At 68.1% G+C, this 15,786-nt stretch carries 12 protein-coding genes and 3 pseudogenes; 9 read left to right on the top strand and 6 right to left on the bottom strand.

All coding sequences use genetic code 11. The features are described from left to right. Nucleotides 1-49 precede the first annotated feature (49 nt). Both IEY68_RS25940 and IEY68_RS36435 read left to right on the top strand, forming a co-directional pair. Complete coding sequence (locus tag IEY68_RS25940) at nt 50-454, top strand: hypothetical protein (RefSeq protein WP_058856389.1); 405 nt, start codon at nt 50-52, stop codon at nt 452-454. A gap of 331 nt (nt 455-785) precedes the next feature. After that, nucleotides 786-953, top strand: a pseudogene (locus IEY68_RS36435) (TetR family transcriptional regulator); the annotation flags it as partial. Nucleotides 954-1,015: 62 nt separating this feature from the next. Here IEY68_RS36435 and IEY68_RS25935 read toward each other — a convergent pair. Both IEY68_RS25935 and IEY68_RS25930 read right to left on the bottom strand, forming a co-directional pair. Continuing rightward, a pseudogene (locus tag IEY68_RS25935) lies at nt 1,016-1,636 on the bottom strand (MFS transporter); the annotation flags it as partial. A 600-nt stretch (nt 1,637-2,236) separates the two neighbouring features. Further along, on the bottom strand, nt 2,237-2,851 hold the full coding sequence (locus IEY68_RS25930; RefSeq protein WP_189094501.1) for a TetR/AcrR family transcriptional regulator: 615 nt from the start codon (nt 2,849-2,851) through the stop codon (nt 2,237-2,239). 115 nt (nt 2,852-2,966) lie between these two features. Here IEY68_RS25930 and car point away from each other — a divergent pair. After that, nucleotides 2,967-6,481: pseudogene (gene car / locus IEY68_RS25925) on the top strand (carboxylic acid reductase). Between the two features lie 52 nt (nt 6,482-6,533). On the opposite strand, the gene IEY68_RS25920 reads toward car, so the two are convergent. Further along, a complete protein-coding gene (locus IEY68_RS25920; protein ID WP_058856391.1) occupies nt 6,534-6,887 on the bottom strand; it encodes a hypothetical protein in 354 nt (117 codons plus the stop codon). 440 nt (nt 6,888-7,327) lie between these two features. Between IEY68_RS25920 and mug the strand changes: the two genes are divergently transcribed. After that, the gene (gene mug / locus IEY68_RS25915) at nt 7,328-7,918 is read left to right on the top strand and encodes a G/U mismatch-specific DNA glycosylase (protein ID WP_058856392.1); all 591 of its coding nucleotides are present in this window, start codon (nt 7,328-7,330) and stop codon (nt 7,916-7,918) included. 29 nt (nt 7,919-7,947) lie between these two features. On the opposite strand, the gene IEY68_RS25910 is transcribed toward mug, so the two are convergent. From IEY68_RS25910 to IEY68_RS25900, 3 genes are all read right to left on the bottom strand, one after another. After that, nucleotides 7,948-8,220, bottom strand: a complete 273-nt coding sequence (locus IEY68_RS25910; RefSeq protein WP_229718993.1) for a MoaD/ThiS family protein — start codon at nt 8,218-8,220, stop codon at nt 7,948-7,950. 4 nt (nt 8,221-8,224) lie between these two features. Beyond that, the gene (locus tag IEY68_RS25905) at nt 8,225-9,322 is read right to left on the bottom strand and encodes a WD40/YVTN/BNR-like repeat-containing protein (RefSeq protein WP_058856394.1); all 1,098 of its coding nucleotides are present in this window, start codon (nt 9,320-9,322) and stop codon (nt 8,225-8,227) included. 121 nt (nt 9,323-9,443) lie between these two features. Next, nucleotides 9,444-10,442, bottom strand: a complete 999-nt coding sequence (locus tag IEY68_RS25900) for a LysR family transcriptional regulator (protein ID WP_058856395.1) — start codon at nt 10,440-10,442, stop codon at nt 9,444-9,446. Between the two features lie 334 nt (nt 10,443-10,776). Between IEY68_RS25900 and IEY68_RS25895 the strand changes: the two genes are divergently transcribed. The 5 genes from IEY68_RS25895 (at nt 10,777) to IEY68_RS25875 (ending at nt 15,722) form a co-directional block, all read left to right on the top strand. Continuing rightward, entirely contained in the window at nt 10,777-11,919 is a 1,143-nt protein-coding gene (locus IEY68_RS25895; RefSeq protein WP_058856473.1) for a Glu/Leu/Phe/Val dehydrogenase dimerization domain-containing protein, read from the top strand. A 459-nt stretch (nt 11,920-12,378) separates the two neighbouring features. Next, nucleotides 12,379-13,335: an amino acid ABC transporter permease gene (locus IEY68_RS25890; protein WP_058856396.1), complete on the top strand. Its 957-nt coding sequence runs from the start codon at nt 12,379-12,381 to the stop codon at nt 13,333-13,335. Nucleotides 13,336-13,378: 43 nt separating this feature from the next. Continuing rightward, nucleotides 13,379-14,164: an amino acid ABC transporter ATP-binding protein gene (locus tag IEY68_RS25885; protein ID WP_058856397.1), complete on the top strand. Its 786-nt coding sequence runs from the start codon at nt 13,379-13,381 to the stop codon at nt 14,162-14,164. Between the two features lie 46 nt (nt 14,165-14,210). Next, nucleotides 14,211-15,191, top strand: coding sequence for an ABC transporter substrate-binding protein (locus IEY68_RS25880; protein WP_058856398.1), 981 nt, complete (start codon nt 14,211-14,213; stop codon nt 15,189-15,191). Nucleotides 15,192-15,194: 3 nt separating this feature from the next. After that, nucleotides 15,195-15,722, top strand: a complete 528-nt coding sequence (locus IEY68_RS25875; protein ID WP_058856399.1) for a GNAT family N-acetyltransferase — start codon at nt 15,195-15,197, stop codon at nt 15,720-15,722. Nucleotides 15,723-15,786: the final 64 nt, after the last annotated feature.

The raw sequence follows: 15,786 nt of genomic DNA, 5'->3' as shown, positions 1-15,786 counted from the left end.
ATAACACTTCCGTACGAATCATCGGTGTCACCGAGAGAGGGAGCGGTTCGTGAGGAAGATTTCCACGGCGTTCGCATTGGCGGCCGCGGTAGCGGCGCCGGCGTCGGTCGCGCACGCCGGACAGCAGCGGATAGATGCCAATGTCGGCGTATTCAAGGTGGTTCATGCCGACCATTCGGTGATCGTCGCCTACGACTGCCCCAGCGGCGCGACAGCGGCCATCACTGTCGACCTCACCAACGCCACCACCAGCCGGGTAGGGAAGGGCGCCGTCACCGACCTGACCTGTGCCGGGGGGCCCGCGATCCGCTCCGTCGCCACCGATCTCGGCGCCGGTGACCACGGTGACCGGGTCGTGGTCACGGTGGGTATCAAAGCGCGCGACAGCGACGGCGGGAGCGTCGAGAAGTCCTCGACCTATTACGGCGAATCGGACTCCTTCGGAGTCGGATAGCCGGGCCGGCCGGCCGCCGGGTGCACGGGAGCTCCGGCGCCACGGTCGCCCGCGTCGCGGGAATAGTTCGTCTGCCCGCTCGGTTGTAGACCCTGCCGGCATCCGGACAGCCCCGGGCCGCATCTATATCGTCGCTGAGAGCGACCACTCGCCGAGAGGCGCTTGTGGGATGCCGGTTTCCCGACCGAACGTCGCCGGGCGATTGCCCGGCGACGTTTCGTTGTCGTCTTGTCCGAAATGTTCGATGGATATCCGCATGTCGGGTCGGTGATGCCCGCCTGCCCAGGCGGGCCGAGGGCCCGCACCACCAGGGCTCGGCCCTGTACGAGCCCTTCGGGCGATGCACTCGTTCTTTGTCTCCCCGGGCAATGCGCCACGCACCCAGGACCAACTGCGCGCCTACCTCCGGCGATGGATGGGTGCCGCGATCGCTGCCCAGGACGATCTTTCGGTGCGGGCGCAGGCTCGATCCAGGTCGAGAACTGACGTCGGGAACTGACGTCGGGAACGGCGGTACGCCCCATCAGACTTCGATCTGGGAACCCATGATCACTGTTCGGTCGCGGGGCAGACCGAAGTAGTCGGCGGCGTCGGATCCGGCAGACCCAGCCACAGCAGCGGGAACAGGACGGCCGAGGCCAGTGCACCGGCGATGAACACCGACTGCCAGCCGTAGGCCCCGACGAGCCGGCTGCCGAGGATGCCGGCGAGCAGCGCGCCGAGGGAGATTCCCATCGTCACGAACACCGCGATGGACTGCCGCAACCGTGGGGGATTGAGGACGGTCGCGTGGGCGACGGCAGCGGGCATCACCGCGCCGAGACCGAGACCGGTGGCGAAGCGCAGCACGGTCAGCTTCCAGATGGAGGGCGCCCCCGCGGTCAGCGACGAGCCCACGGTGAACACGACTCCGGCGGCGAGGATGACGCGCTTGCTCCCGAAACGAGCGGCCGACCGGCCGACCGCGATATGCCCCACTGCCACGCCGAGGCTGGTGAGCGAGAGCGCCGGGGTGAAATGCGACGCGGAGGCACCCCATCCTTCGGAGAGCGCGGGTATCGAGAGACCCAAGGCGATGGTGTCGTAGCTGTCGAGTACGACAGCGAGGAAGGTCAGGGCGAGTACGACCCAGTTGGGGCGAGTGACGGTGCTCGCGGAGAGGGCTGTGGCGGGTCCGCTCACGGTGGCGTCCTGGGAGATAGTCGGTGCTGGGCGCCTGATCGATAGGTCGGACCGGGGCGCGGTGGTGGGGAGGAAACCCCTGCGCTCGGATCTCGACGGCCGGTCCGGGTTCGGCGAGTGCCGCGACTTCGACGAGCGTCGAGCACGAGCGGAAGGACTGCCCGCCCACGACGCTCGCGTTGCTGAACAAGCCGGTCCACGGCGACTCCGGAATGGCGGACGCCGCGATCGATGTCATACCGGGCCTCTTTCCGTCGCACGTCGGATTCGCGGGTGAGACGTCCGCGGACCGGTACGAAATCGTAGGTGGGATGGAAATCGGTGGTCACGGTGGGTATTACGGTTCTACGGACGGGTCGCGCGGAGTTATGCGGCCGTCCCGCGTTCCGGGGCGGAGCGAATACGGGCGAGCTGGATTACCTCGCCGTCAGCGAGACCGAAGCTCTGAACTCGACTCATCATCCACTCGGCGACGCCCGAACCGCCGGTGCGTGCTGTCCGAGCCCTGGACGCCGATTGGTCCCGGTCGGCACGACGGTGACCGCCGCGCGGCCCGCGCCTAGGGTGAGGGCCGGGCCGCCCGATCCCGGCCGCGGGTTTTCACCGGACGTCGAGCAGCCGATTCAGCGTCGCGACGATGGCGGTGGTGGCGATATCGGCGGCGAACTCCGGAGTGCCCTCGGCATCGAGCAGTACGGCCTGGGTGAACAGCGGGCTCAGATGTGCGGCGACGGTCCGGCGCAGCTGTTCCGGCGGGGTGCCCGTGCCGCCCGCCACCTCCCATACCGTCCCGGTGATGGTGGTGAACAGCTGATGCAATGCCAGCAGCTGTTCGTCGTGGGCCGCGGCGAGGCCGGGCGGGAGCCGGCGGGTGCGCAGATGCCAGATGATCCGTCCGGCCTCGGTGGTCCGGCGGTGCACCTGGAGTACCAGCTCGGCCAGCCAGCGCTGCCATTCGGTGCCGTCGTAGTGGGGGAGGGATCCGGAGAAGTCGGCGAAGCCCGCCGCGATGGCGGCCTGGATCAGGTTCTCCCGGGTGGTGAAGTGGCGGAACACGGTGCGGCGGCCGACTCCGGCCAGGGTCGCGATCTCGCCGACGGTGACATCCAGGCCGTGCTCGTGCATCGCGTGCCGCGCGGCATCGACGATCGCTTCGGTGGTGGCTCGCGTCCTTCCCGGCCGAGCGGAACTGTGCTGGTCAGTGGTACCGGTCACTTTCCTCGCTCTCTCCTTGACGCGCCGCGGCGCCGCTCCGACACTTGAGAGTGTCATATGACACTCGAGAGTGCCACCTACGAGTTTCGAACCCCGAGTTTCGAAGGTGAGTCCGATGTCGACCGATACGCGCGAGTCCCGGCTCCAACACCGCATCGCGGAGTTGTACCGCACCGACCGGCAGTTCGCCGCGCCCGGCCCGATCCGGATGTCACCGCGCGAGCGGAGAAACCCGGACTGCGTCCGTTCGAGGTCGCCCAGGTCGTGATGGAGGGTTACGCACAGCGTCCCGCGATCGGTCAGCGCGCGGTCGAGTTCGTCACCGACTCGCGCACCGGACGCACCTCGGCGGAACTGCGGCCTCATTTCGACACCCTCACCTATCGCGAGGCCTGGGACCGTGCCGGTGCGCTCGCCGCGGCGCTCGCCGATGACTCGGTGCGGCCGGGTGACCGCATCTGTGTGCTGGGATTCGCGAGTGTCGACTACGCCCTCGTCGATATGGCGCTGACGCGGCTGGCCGCGGTAGCCGTGCCGTTGCAGGCCAGCGCGACGGCCGCGCAACTGCGGCCGGTCGTCGCCGAAACCCGGCCCACCGTGATCGCGTCGAGCATCGATCATCTCGCGGCGGCCGTCGAGCTGGCGCGCACCGCCGGTCCGGTGCGGCTGATCGTATTCGACTATCATCCACAGGTCGACGATCAGCGCGCGCTCTTCGAGTCCGCCGTGGCACGACTGGCCGGCGCGGATGAGCCGGTGACGGTGGAGGACCTGGCCGATGTCATGACCCGCGGGGCCGCGCTGCCCCCCGCGCGCGTGCCGCCCGCCGGTGAATCGGATCCGCTCGCGCTGCTCATCTACACCTCCGGTAGTACCGGAGCGCCGAAGGGCGCCATGATCACCGAGCGGCTGGTGGCCGACCAATGGCGGGCGTCGACCAGCGAGCGGTGGGGTCAGCGTGGTGCCGAGCCGGCCATCGCGCTCGGCTTCATGCCGATGAGTCACATCATGGGCCGTGCGATCCTCTACACCGCGCTGGCCCGTGGCGGCACCGTCTTCTTCGCGGCCCGGAGCGACCTGTCGACCCTGTTGGACGATCTGGCCCTGGTCCGGCCCACCCAGCTCGCCTTCGTTCCCCGGATCTGGGAGATGCTGTTCCAGCGGTTCCGCAGCGATGTGCAACGCCGGATCGCCGACGGAGCCGCCCGGGCCGGGGCCGAAGCCGCGGTGACGGCCGACCTCGGCCGGAATCTGCTGGGCGGGCGTTTCCTCGCGGCCACGACGGGTTCGGCGCCGATCTCGCCGGAGCTGCGGACATGGGTCGAATCCTTCCTCGATCTGCACCTCGTCGACGGTTACGGGTCCACCGAGGCCGGGAGTATCGCCGTCGACGGCCGGGTCCGTCGGCCACCGGTGGTCGACTACCGGCTCGAGGACGTCGGGGATCTCGGTTACTTCCGCACCGACCGGCCGTACCCGAGAGGGGAGCTGCTGATCCGATCCGAGGCGTTGATCCCGGGCTACTATCGGCGCCCGGATGCGACGGCCGAAGTGTTCGACGCCGACGGCTGGTACCACACCGGCGATATCTTCGCCGAGGTCGGCGCCGATCAACTCGTGTACCTCGATCGGCGCAGCTTCGTGTTGAAACTGTCCCAGGGCGAATTCGTGACGGTGTCGAAAGTGGAAGCGGCGTTCACCGAGAGCCCGCTGGTCCGTCAGATCTATATCTACGGCAACAGCACGCGGTCCTATCCGCTGGCGGTGGTGGTGCCGACCGAAGCCGCGTGGGAGCGAACCGGCGGCGATACGGGGGCGTTGAAACCGCTGATCGCCGGATCACTGCACGAGGTCGCGAAATCGGCCGGTCTGCAGTCCTACGAGATCCCGCGCGACTTCCTCGTCGAGACGCAGCCGTTCAGCCCGGAGAACGGTCTGCTCACCGGGATCCGCAAACTCGCCCGGCCGAATCTGAAGCAGCGTTACGGCTCCCGGCTCGAGCAGCTGTACACCGACCTGGCCGAGGCCGAGGCCGGCGAGTTGCGCGCGCTGCACCGCAGTGTGGACCGGCCGGTGCTGGAGACCGTCGTCCGCGCGGCGGGTGCGCTGCTGGGCGCGGCGACGGGCGATATGCGCCCGGACGCGCATTTCACCGATCTGGGCGGCGACTCATTGTCGGCGCTGACCTTCGCGCAGCTGTTGCGGGAGATCTTCGATATCGATGTACCGGTGGGTTTCATCATCAGCCCGGCCACCGACCTCCGGGCCCTCGCCGACTATCTCGAAGAACAGCGCGGCGGCGCTCGGCGGCCGACGTTCGCCGCGGTGCACGGGGCGGGAGCCACCGAGGTGCACGCCCGTGATCTGACGCTCGACAAGTTCCTCGACCCCGGCACGATCGCGGCCGCACCGAACCTACCGGGCCCCGGCGCGACGCCACGGACCGTCCTGTTGACCGGCGCGACCGGTTTCCTGGGCCGGTACCTGGCGCTCGAATGGCTGGAACGCCTGGCCCGCTCCGGCGGCACGCTGATCTGCCTGGTGCGTGCCCGGGACGACGCGGCGGCACGGGCGCGACTGGACGGAATCTTCGATACGGGCGACCCGGAACTGTCGGCCCGCTACCGGGAGACCGCCGCAGGTCATCTCGAAGTCGTCGCCGGTGACAAGAGCGCGGCCGACCTCGGACTGGACCACGCCACCTGGCAGCGGCTGGCGGATACGGTCGACGCGATCGTGGATCCGGCCGCACTGGTCAATCACGTCCTGCCCTACAGCGAGTTGTTCGGTCCCAATGTCGTGGGCACCGCTGAACTGATCCGCCTGGCACTGACGACGAAGCAGAAGCCCTACACATATATCTCGACCATCGGTGTGAGTGATCAGATCGGTCGGGCCGCGTTCACCGAGGATGCCGATATCCGGGTGATCAGCCCGGACCGGTCGGTCGACGGCGGCTACGCCAACGGGTACTCGAATAGCAAATGGGCAGGTGAGGTGCTGCTCAGGGAGACCAGCGACTTGTGCGGCCTACCGGTCACGGTGTTCCGCTGCGATATGATCCTGGCCGATATCGGATACGCGGGCCAGCTCAACCTTCCCGATATGTTCACCCGGCTGATGCTGAGCCTGGAAGCCACCGGAACGGCACCCGGCTCCTTCTACGAACTCGATCCCGACGGCCGGCGGCAACGGGCCCATTACGACGGGCTCCCGGTCGGCTTCATCGCCGAGGCGGTGGCCACGCTCGGCGCCCGAGCCGCGAGCGGATTCCGGACCTATCACGTGATGAACCCGTACGACGACGGGATCTCGCTGGACACCTACGTCGACTGGTTGATCGAGGCCGGCCGTCCCATCGAGCGGATATCCGGATACGACACCTGGTTGCAGCGTTTCGAGACCGCCGTACGTGCGCTGCCGGACCGGCAGCGCCGCTACTCGCTGCTACCGCTGCTGGACAACTACCGGAAACCGCAACAGGTGATACACGGCTCGATCGCGCCGACCGAACGGTTCCGGACGGCGGTGCGGGGCGCGGAGATAGGTTCGGCCAAAGATATTCCGCATGTGACGCCGGAGATCATCGTCAAGTACGCGACCGACCTCGAGTTGCTGGGACTGCTGTGACCTGTCCGAGCGGCCGGACAGCGAGTCCGGTCTACGCGGTCCGCCTTGTGTACTACTGCGACGCCGCGCCGGTATTCGCGGGCTCGTCGCCCGACGGTCTGCGCAGACGGTCGACGATCAGTCCCGCCGCCGCCAGCGCACCGGCCACAGGCAATTCGACCGCGCCGGCGACGGTGAGCACACCGAGTCCGCCGTAGTAGAGGTAGCGCGTCGGCAGCGCGAACTCGACCGGCCCGGCCTTCACGTTGATGCCCGGACCCGGGATCGCCACCTCGGCGCTGAGATAGGGCAGGTTGAGGGTGGCCGCGGGTGCGGCCCGCGCGGCGGGCCGGTCCGCCGGTTCCGCCGGGGTGGCGATCGGGGGAGCTACCCGGCCGGCACTGGCCGCCTTACTACGGGAAGGCATGGCACACGGTCCTCTCGTGGTCGAGAACTACCGGTTCTCGATGGCGCCGGTGCCTCGGACGGGCCGGTGCCGTCGAGCGTCTCATCGATGATCGCGCCTGGGCGGGCCGTAAGGCAACCGCTCGGTTCGCAACACTCGCCGGCGCGGTCGGCGAACCGCCGTCGGATCCGGGGAACATTCTTCCGATACGGGGCGTGACCGGCCGGTGGATAGTGAGGGCCCGGTCTGGTGCCATCGATGCGGACGCCTGGCTCGGACCGCCACCTGGTTGCATACGCGAGGACACCTGTCGTGACGAATTCACTCGATCCCGCGCAGTTGCAGGCCGCTCTGGAGAATATCCAGCACGCGGGAATGCCGGGCGTATTCGCCGCTCGCGGTCCGCGCCGCCATCGATTCGACAGACCGGCTCGTTGTCCGGCCACTGGCAGACTGGGCGGATGGCACGATCCGCTGCGCACCGTCCCACACCGGCCGACCTGGCTGCTGCTGCGGGAACGACCATTCCCGATGTGCTCGCGCCGGATCTGCGGGTGCTGTTCTGTGGAATCAATCCCGGGCTGTGGTCGGGGGCGACCGGACATCATTTCGCCCGGCCCGGAAACCGCTTCTGGCCGGCGCTCTTCCGATCGGGATTCACACCGCGGCTGTTCCGGCCGGACGAACAGGGCGACCTGCTCGCGCTGGGACTGGGGATCACGAATGTCGTACCTCGTACGACCGCGAAGGCGGACGAGCTGACCAAGGAGGAACTGCGCGACGGTGGCCGAGCTCTGGTCGAACGGGTGGCCCGGTACCGGCCGCGAATCCTCGCCGTCCTCGGCCTGGGCGCCTATCGGACCGCGTTCGGCCGGCCGCGCACCACCGTCGGACGCCGGCCCGATGCACTGGATGGCACTGAAGTCTGGGTGCTGCCCAACCCCAGTGGTCTCAACGCCCACTACACGCTGGACGGTTTGGCCGCCGAATTCCGCAGCCTTCGCGAAGCGGCGGATCGTGCTCCCGCCGGCCGGGAACGAGCGGGCGGGTGAACTCGGCGCCACCTCCCGGACCGGCCGCCTCACCCGCCGGCGACCGACGGAATGATCATGACCTCCGTGCCGGCGCCGAGCGGTGTTTCCGAACCACGCAGGGTCCGGCATTCGTCGCCGTCGACGTAGAAGTTCACGTAGCGGCGTAGTACGCCGCTCTCGTCGCGGAGGCGGCGTTCCAGCGCGGGCGAGCGCTCGCGCAGCACGTCGAGTACCTCGCACAGGGTCGCGCCGTCGACATCGAGTTCCTTCTCGCCGCCGACGTAGGTCCGCAGCGCGGACGGCAGGCGTACGCGGGCCACAGTGTTATCCGATGACCCGGGCGCGCACACACAGCACATCCGGGAGTTTGTCGGCCACCAGCTCCCAGCGCTCGCCCTCGTCGGCGCTGCAGTAGACCTCACCGTTACGGGTGCCGAAGTAGATCCCCGTCGGATCGGCGTCGTCGGAGCACATGGCATCGCGCATCACGGACGCCCAGAACGGCACCCGCGGCAGCCCGTCGGTCTGCGCGGACCAGGTCTCACCGGCATCGGTACTGCGGTAGACCGCGCATTCGGCCGCCGGTGGGAAGCGGAACCGTTCCATATCCGCGACCAGCGGAAACGTATAGATCACACCGGGACGTCGCGGGTGCGCGACGATCGGGAAACCGAAGTTGGACGCCGGCAATCCGCCGTCGATGGACTGCCAGCTCGCGCCGTCGTCGGTGGTCCGGAACACGCCGCCGTGGTTCTGCAGATACATCGTGCTCGGCGTGCCCGCGTCCATGGCGACCTTGTGCACGCACTGTCCCCACTCCGGCAGCTCACCCGGCATGAAATCGGCCGTGACGCCCTTGTTCGCCGGTTTCCAGGATGCTCCGCCGTCGGCCGTCTGATAGACGCCACCGGTGGAGATGGCGACGGTGATCCGCCGCGTGTCCGCCGGATGTGGAATGACCGTGTGCAGCGCGAGGCCGCCGCCGCCCGGCATCCATTCTGTGCGGTGCGGATGCTCCCACAGACCCCTGACCAGTTCGAACGTCCGCCCACCGTCGGAGGAACGGAACAGAGCCGACGGCTCGACACCCGCGTACACCACATCCGGTTCGGATGCGGTCGCGGGCGCGATCTGCCAGACGCCCTGTATCGCCGCCTCGGTATCGGCGGGGAAGGCCAGCGGTGCGTCGTCCGGTTCGCTCCACGTCTCGCCGAGGTCATCGCTGGTCACCAGGGTCGGACCGAAATGGCTGTCCAGCACTCCGGCGAGCACTCGTGGCCGCGACCGCCGGGTATCGATCGCCAATGCCTTCACATCGGCCACTGCGAACTGCGGTGGGCTCACCTCCCAGTTCGACCGGCCGTCCGCGCTGCGCGCCAGGAACAACCCCTTGCGCGTCCCGATTCCGAGTAGAACATCCATCGCCGACCTCCAGGTGTCACCGCCACGCCGACGCGTGCGAGCGTACTCGCGACCACGACCGCGTGTACCGGAACGCGCCGGGCGCGGCGTCTCGTGCCCGCGGCGGTGACGGTCGCGATGATCAGCCGAGCCCCGAGCTGTTGCCCGCGGGGCCGAACGTTCCGGCATGGGGCGGAACGGATTCCACGTCGGTGGTGGCCGGCAGCGCGGCATCGGCGCCCAGACCCTTCTCCGCCGCGGTGGTCCGGATCGCGTCCACGACGAGCAGCAGCGCCGCCCGCCGCGCGGTATTCGTGCGGTAGGCCAGCGATACGGTCCGGGTGAGCACATCGCCGAGCGCGACGATATCCACCCCGGGCGGACGCAGCGCCAGGCCGAGGTCGGAGACGAGCGTGACACCGAGCCCCGCCGCCACCATCGCCATCGCGGTCGCCTGCTCTTCCACCTCGTGGTCGATCCGCAGTTGGAGTCCGGCCGATTGGAACGCCAGCCGGGCGGCATGCCCGAAATGCGATCGCGCGGGCGCGAGGATCCACGGATGATCGGCCAGCTCGGCCAGGGTCACACTGGCCGTCGGCACCGCCCCGGGCGGCACGGCGGCGTGGATCCGCTCGACCGCGATGACTGCGCGTTCCAGGCCGCTGTCCCAGGTCATCGGGTAGTTCGAGTAGTCGAGAACGAACGAGAGATCGAGTGCGCCGTCGCGTACCGCCGCGGCGGTCGCCTCCGGCGCGAGTTCGCGCGTGCGTACCGAGATGCCGGGGTGAGTGCGGGCGAGGGCGGTGAGTGCCTCGGGCAGCAGGCCGGAGGCCACCGACGCCCAGACACCGGCGGTGAGCTTGGCCGTCATCGTCTCACCGGCATCCTCGAGTGCCTGGGTCGCGCGCTCGACCGAGGCGAGGATCTCCTCGGCGTGCTCGGCCAGCAGCACCCCGAGGTCGGTGAGTTGCAAGCGGCGCCCCCGCCGCTCGAACAGCCGGGTGCCCACATCGCGCTCCAATTGCGCGAGCTGCTGCGACACCGCCGAGGCGGTGTAGTGCAGCGCGGTGGCGGCCGCTGTGACCGTGCCGCGCCGATGCAGCTCGCGCAACATTCGTAGCCGGGCCAACGACAGGTCCATGTCATCGAGCCTAAGCGTTGTGCAGCAACGCTGAACACCGCCGTCAACGAACCGTAAATAGACGGACCGACTGCTGTGAATGCACGCTTGTGGCACCGGAATCGAGCCATCGGCCGGGGACGACGTGGTCCGAGCAGGAGATTACGTGTCCCGGCGATTCTCCTTGGGTGATGGTGTCTCCGGCCCGAAGACGAAGAGGAGGTGGTTCGCCATGACGATGATGCAGGACCCGGCCGGCAGTGCCGCACAGGTCACCACACAGGCTGTTCCCGCGGTTCCGGCCCTTCCGTCGGAGGTGGCCACCACCCCCGCGGTCCGTCGTTCCGAACCGTATATGCGTCTGCACTGGACGGATTCGCTCACCGGCGCGGTCGGATACCTTGTCGTGCACACGCTGCGCGGCGGCCTGGCCACCGGCGGTACCCGTATGCGAGCGGGCTGCACGGTGACCGAGGTCGAGGATCTGGCGCGGGGTATGGCCAACAAGACCGCTACCTTCGAGCTGCCGGTGGGCGGAGCGAAGGGCGGGATCGATTTCGACCCGAAGGATCCGCGCGCCGTCGAGGTGCTGGAGCGGTTCTGCGAGGCCATGCGCCCGTGGATCGACTCGCACTGGGTGACCGCGGAGGACCTGGGGGTCCCGCAGCACCTGATCGACGAGGTCTTCGAGAAGCTCGGCCTGGGACAGAGCTACCACGCCGCGATCCGGCGTGCCGACGATCCGGCCGCGACCCTGGAACGGGTCCGCGGCGGACTGAACGCGGCCGTCGGTGGCGGGTTTCTGCTGGGCGATGTGATCGGCGGCTACGGGGTGGCGCACGCATGTCTGGCCACCGCGGTCTGGTGGGGGCAGGTACCCGCGGAGACGACTGTCGCGATCCAGGGTGTCGGCACCATGGGCGGGGCGGCCGCCTACTACCTGTACGAGGCCGGGATCAAGGTCACCACCGTGGCCGACGCCGCCGGGACCCTGCACTGTGCCGACGGCCTGGATATCCCCGCACTACTGGACCTGCGCGACGGCTACGGGGAGATCGACCGCTCCCGTCTGCCGGAGGGGATCGAGCGGCTGCCGCGTGCCGCGATCCTGTCCGCCGACGTCGATATCCTGGTTCCGGCGGCGATCTCCTACGCGATCACGCCGGACAATTCGTTCGATATCCGGGCACGTATCGTCGTCGAGGCCGCGAACGCCGCCACCACACCGGAGGCCGAGGCCATGCTCGCCGCCCGTGGTGTGCCGGTGCTTCCGGACTTCGTCGCGAATGCCGGGGCGGTGGCCTGGGCCTGGTGGTTGCTGCTCGGCGAAGTGGACGACAATCCGCAGAACTCGTTCGATCGGCTGCGCGCCGTCATGCACAGCAAGGTCGCGCTACTGCTGGCGGCCTGGGCCGACCAGGGCTTCACCCCGCGCGAGACCGGACATCGCTGGGCCGACGAACCGTCGCCGCTCACCGGCCCGGTCCGCATTCCCTGATCGCGGACCGCGGGAACCCGTGCGCGCACCCGATCGCCGAACGTCCGGCGGCCGGGTGCGCGCCGGCCGCCGCCCCGACCGCGGACGAATCCGGTCCCGCGACCGGTCTGTCCTTTCGTGGCCGACAGCCTTCTGGCGCAGCTCATTTCGTGCAGTCGGTCGCTGTGTGCATCATTGTCCCGGGTGAGCTACGGCGCGGCCGGCGACGGAACAGCCGCTGTTCCCCGTGATCGACCGGCACGGTGGCACGAACCACCACGCCCGGCGATGACGAGCCGTGAGCGACTTCGTCGTCCCGGTTGAACTCACGCTGAACATGAACGGCGACAACGATTCAGGATCTCCCTACATTTGTCCCTACTGTCCGAAGCGTCAGGGGGCCGGTTCCGTGAGCCGGTAGCGAACCCCGGATACCGGGATCGGCACCACGACCGGTGCCGATGGAGGATTGATCGTTCCATGAACACAGTCGCAGCGGTCGACGACGCCGACCCCTCCGAGGCGAAAACCGTGGTCGCCGACGAGACCGCACTGCCGATTGCGCGCCGCCGGCATCCCTGGCGCTGGGTGATCTCGGCGGTCGCGCTGGTGCTGGTCGCTCAGTTCGGGCACGGACTCGTGACCAATCCAGGATGGGACTGGCCGACCTTCGTCCAGTACTTCACCGCCGACGTGGTGCTGAAGGCCCTGCGGGTGACGGTGGAACTCACCCTCTACGGCACTCTCTTCGGTTTCGTACTCGGCGTCTGGCTGGCGATCGCGCGGCTGTCGCACAACCCTGTCCTGCAGGTCATCTCGTGGACCTATGTCTGGGCGTTCCGCTCGATCCCGCTGATCGTGCAATTGCTGTTCTGGTTCAATCTCGCCTACCTCTACCGGACATTCTCGATCGGCGTACCGTTCGGTCCCGCGTTCGTCAGTTTCGATGTGAACGGCGTGATCAGCGGATTCGGTGCCGCCGTCATCGGCTTGGCCCTCCACCAGGCCGCCTACGCCGCGGAGATCATCCGGGCCGGCATCATCTCCGTGGACCCCGGTCAGGTGGAGGCGGCGAAATCGCTGGGTCTGCCGTGGCGGCGCCAGTTCTGCACGATCATCGCGCCGCAGGCGATGCGCGGCATCCTGCCGAATGCCGTCAACGAGGTGATCAGTCTCTTCAAGGGCACCTCGATCGTTTCGGTGATGGCGATTGCCGAACTCTTCTACCAGGTGCAGGTGATCTTCGGCCGCAACGGGCGGGTCGTGCCGTTGCTGATGGTCGCCACGGTGTGGTACATCGTGCTGACCACGATCCTGACCGTCGCGCAGTATTACATCGAACGATATTTCGCCAAGGGCAGCGAGCGTGAACTACCGCCGACGCCGGTGCAGCGGATCCGCCGGAAGATCACCGAGATCACCGCGGAGCGGCGATGAGGCGGCGGCCTGCGGTGTCCGGTGTCGAACCAGGGGAGTGGAAATGACCGGAAAAGCTGTCGAGCCGTCCGAATACGCGATCGAACTACGCGGTATCCGTAAATCCTATGCCGGTGCGGAAGTGTTGCGTGGCGTAGATCTCGCGGTGCGACCCGGCGAGGTGACCGTTATCGTCGGTCCGTCCGGATCGGGGAAATCGACCCTGCTGCGCATCATCAATCATCTGGAGAAGGTGGACGCCGGCACCGTTCGGGTGGGCGGCGAACTCGTCGGCTACCGCCGCAAGGGCGATAAATTACACGAACTGCACGAGCGGGAGATCCTGCGGCAGCGTTCCCGGATCGGTTTCGTCTTCCAGAACTTCAATCTGTTCCCGCACCTCACGGCACTCGAGAACGTGGCGCTGGCGCCGATCGCCGCCCAGGGCCGCCGTCGGGACGAGGCGGAGTCGGCCGCGGCCGATCTGCTGGAACGGGTCGGGCTGGCCGACCGGGCCGATGCCTATCCTCGTCAGCTCTCCGGTGGGCAACAGCAGCGCGTCGCCATCGCCCGGGCACTGGCGTTGCGGCCGAAAGTGATCCTCTTCGACGAGCCCACCTCGGCGCTGGATCCCGAACTCGTCGGCGAGGTGCTCGACGCCATCCGTGGTCTGGCCCGCGACGGCGCGACACTGGTGATCGTCACCCACGAGGTCGGGTTCGCGAGAGAGGTCGCCGACACCGTCGTGCTGCTGGACGCGGGCCGCATCGTCGAGCAGGGGCCCCCGCACAAGGTGCTCGACGATCCTGATCATGCGCGCACCAAAGCCTTTCTGGCGCACGTGCTCTGAACAGCACCCGCGACGAATCACCGATCCCGGAAGTAGAGGACACATCATGGGTTCTGCCCGAACCGGTCGGCGTGCCGTCCTGGCCGCCGTGCTCACCACCTTGGCGCTGGTGACGACTGCCTGTGGTGGCGGTGGCGAGGTCGGCAACGAGGTCCGCACCGCCGACGGACAGGTTTTCGACCTGTCCCCGGAACAGCCCACCCGGGTTCGCAGCGACAAGGTCGACGCCATCGCCGCGAAGGTTCCGCAGGCGATCCGGGACAGGGGCACCTTCGTGGTCACCGGTTCGGCCACCACCGGCCCGCCGCTGCGGTTCCATGCCACCGACGATCGGACACTCGTCGGTTCCGAGATCGATTTCGCCTATCTGGTCGCCGATATTCTCGGGCTGCGGCTCGAGGCGCTGGCCGCCGACTGGTCACAGAATTTCGTGAAGATCGATTCCGGTGAAGTCGACGCGTTCATCTCCAATGTCACCGTGACCGAGGAACGTAAGGAGAAGTACGATTTCGCCACCTACCGGCTCGACAATATCGCGCTGGAGGTGCCGAAAGACGACGACTGGACCTATACCGACCGCAAGTCGCTGGCGGGTAAGCGTATCGGCGTCGGCAGCGGAACCAACCAGGAGCAGCTGCTGGTCGAATGGAACGAGAGCAATATCGCCGAAGGCCTGCCCGCCATCGATATCGCCTACTACCAGCAGGCCACCGACTACTATCTGGCACTGTCCTCACGCCGTATCGACGGGTATCTCGGACCGAACCCGGTCGCTGTCTACCATTCGGCGACCTCCGGCGATACGAAGATCGCCACGACCCTGTCGGGGGCCGGGGAGGCGCTACAGGCCGAGATCGCGGTGGCCACCAAAAAGGACAACGGACTGATCGCCGCGGTGCACGAGGCGCTGCAGTACGCCATCGACAACGGTATCTATCAGAAGGTCATCGACCGCTGGGGACTGCAGAGCGAGGTCGTGACGCGGTCTCGGGTCAACCCGCCGGGACTACCGAAGCCGGGAGCCTGATCCGTGCGCCACAGCTGTCTCGTCGCCCAGGACGACCCACTCGCCGCACCCCTACTGGCCGAACTGGCTGTCGAATACAGCACCCGGTACGGCGGCACCGCCGATGAGGTGCGGGACGATCTGACATCCTATCCCGCAACGGAATTCGCCCCACCGGACGGCGCGTTGCTGGTGGTGGTCGAGAACGAGCAACCGGTCGCGGGAGGGGCGTTCCGGCGCTACGACACCACGACCGCCGAACTGAAACGTATCTGGACCGCACGTGAGCACCGGCGGCGCGGCCTGGGCCGGTTCGTCCTCGCGGAACTGGAGGCCGAGATCGCCCGGCGCGGATACCGGCGTATCTACCTCACCACCGGGCCGCGTCAGCCCGAGGCTGTCGCGCTCTACAACGCCGCCGGGTACACCGCGTTGGCACGTGATATCGAGGTCGGGATCGGTCGGCTGCACCCGTTCGAGAAGTTTTTGGACAGCGCGCCGGCGGGACCGGGCCGCGCCGGTGACGCGGGGGCGTACGCGAGGAATCCCTGATGCCGGCCGCCGTGGGTGCACCGGTGAATTGCGGCGAGCCGGGATCGGTTCGAGCCCGGTGCCA

Source organism: Nocardia jinanensis (genome assembly GCF_014645735.1).
GTDB lineage: Bacteria > Actinomycetota > Actinomycetes > Mycobacteriales > Mycobacteriaceae > Nocardia > Nocardia jinanensis.
Note: the sequence above shows the minus strand (reverse complement) of the source record. Positions and strands in the feature narration are given on the sequence as shown.

Bases quoted from the DNA above. Each gene is read 5' to 3' on its own strand.
- IEY68_RS25885 (WP_058856397.1), top strand. From the start codon at position 13,379: ATGACCGGAAAAGCTGTCGAGCCGTCCGAATACGCGATCGAACTACGC.
- IEY68_RS25895 (WP_058856473.1), top strand. From the start codon at position 10,777: ATGCGTCTGCACTGGACGGATTCGCTCACCGGCGCGGTCGGATACCTT.
- IEY68_RS25880 (WP_058856398.1), top strand. From the start codon at position 14,211: ATGGGTTCTGCCCGAACCGGTCGGCGTGCCGTCCTGGCCGCCGTGCTC.
- IEY68_RS25905 (WP_058856394.1), bottom strand. From the start codon at position 9,322: ATGGATGTTCTACTCGGAATCGGGACGCGCAAGGGGTTGTTCCTGGCG.
- IEY68_RS25900 (WP_058856395.1), bottom strand. From the start codon at position 10,442: ATGGACCTGTCGTTGGCCCGGCTACGAATGTTGCGCGAGCTGCATCGG.
- IEY68_RS25890 (WP_058856396.1), top strand. From the start codon at position 12,379: ATGAACACAGTCGCAGCGGTCGACGACGCCGACCCCTCCGAGGCGAAA.
- IEY68_RS25920 (WP_058856391.1), bottom strand. From the start codon at position 6,887: ATGCCTTCCCGTAGTAAGGCGGCCAGTGCCGGCCGGGTAGCTCCCCCG.
- mug (WP_058856392.1), top strand. From the start codon at position 7,328: ATGGCACGATCCGCTGCGCACCGTCCCACACCGGCCGACCTGGCTGCT.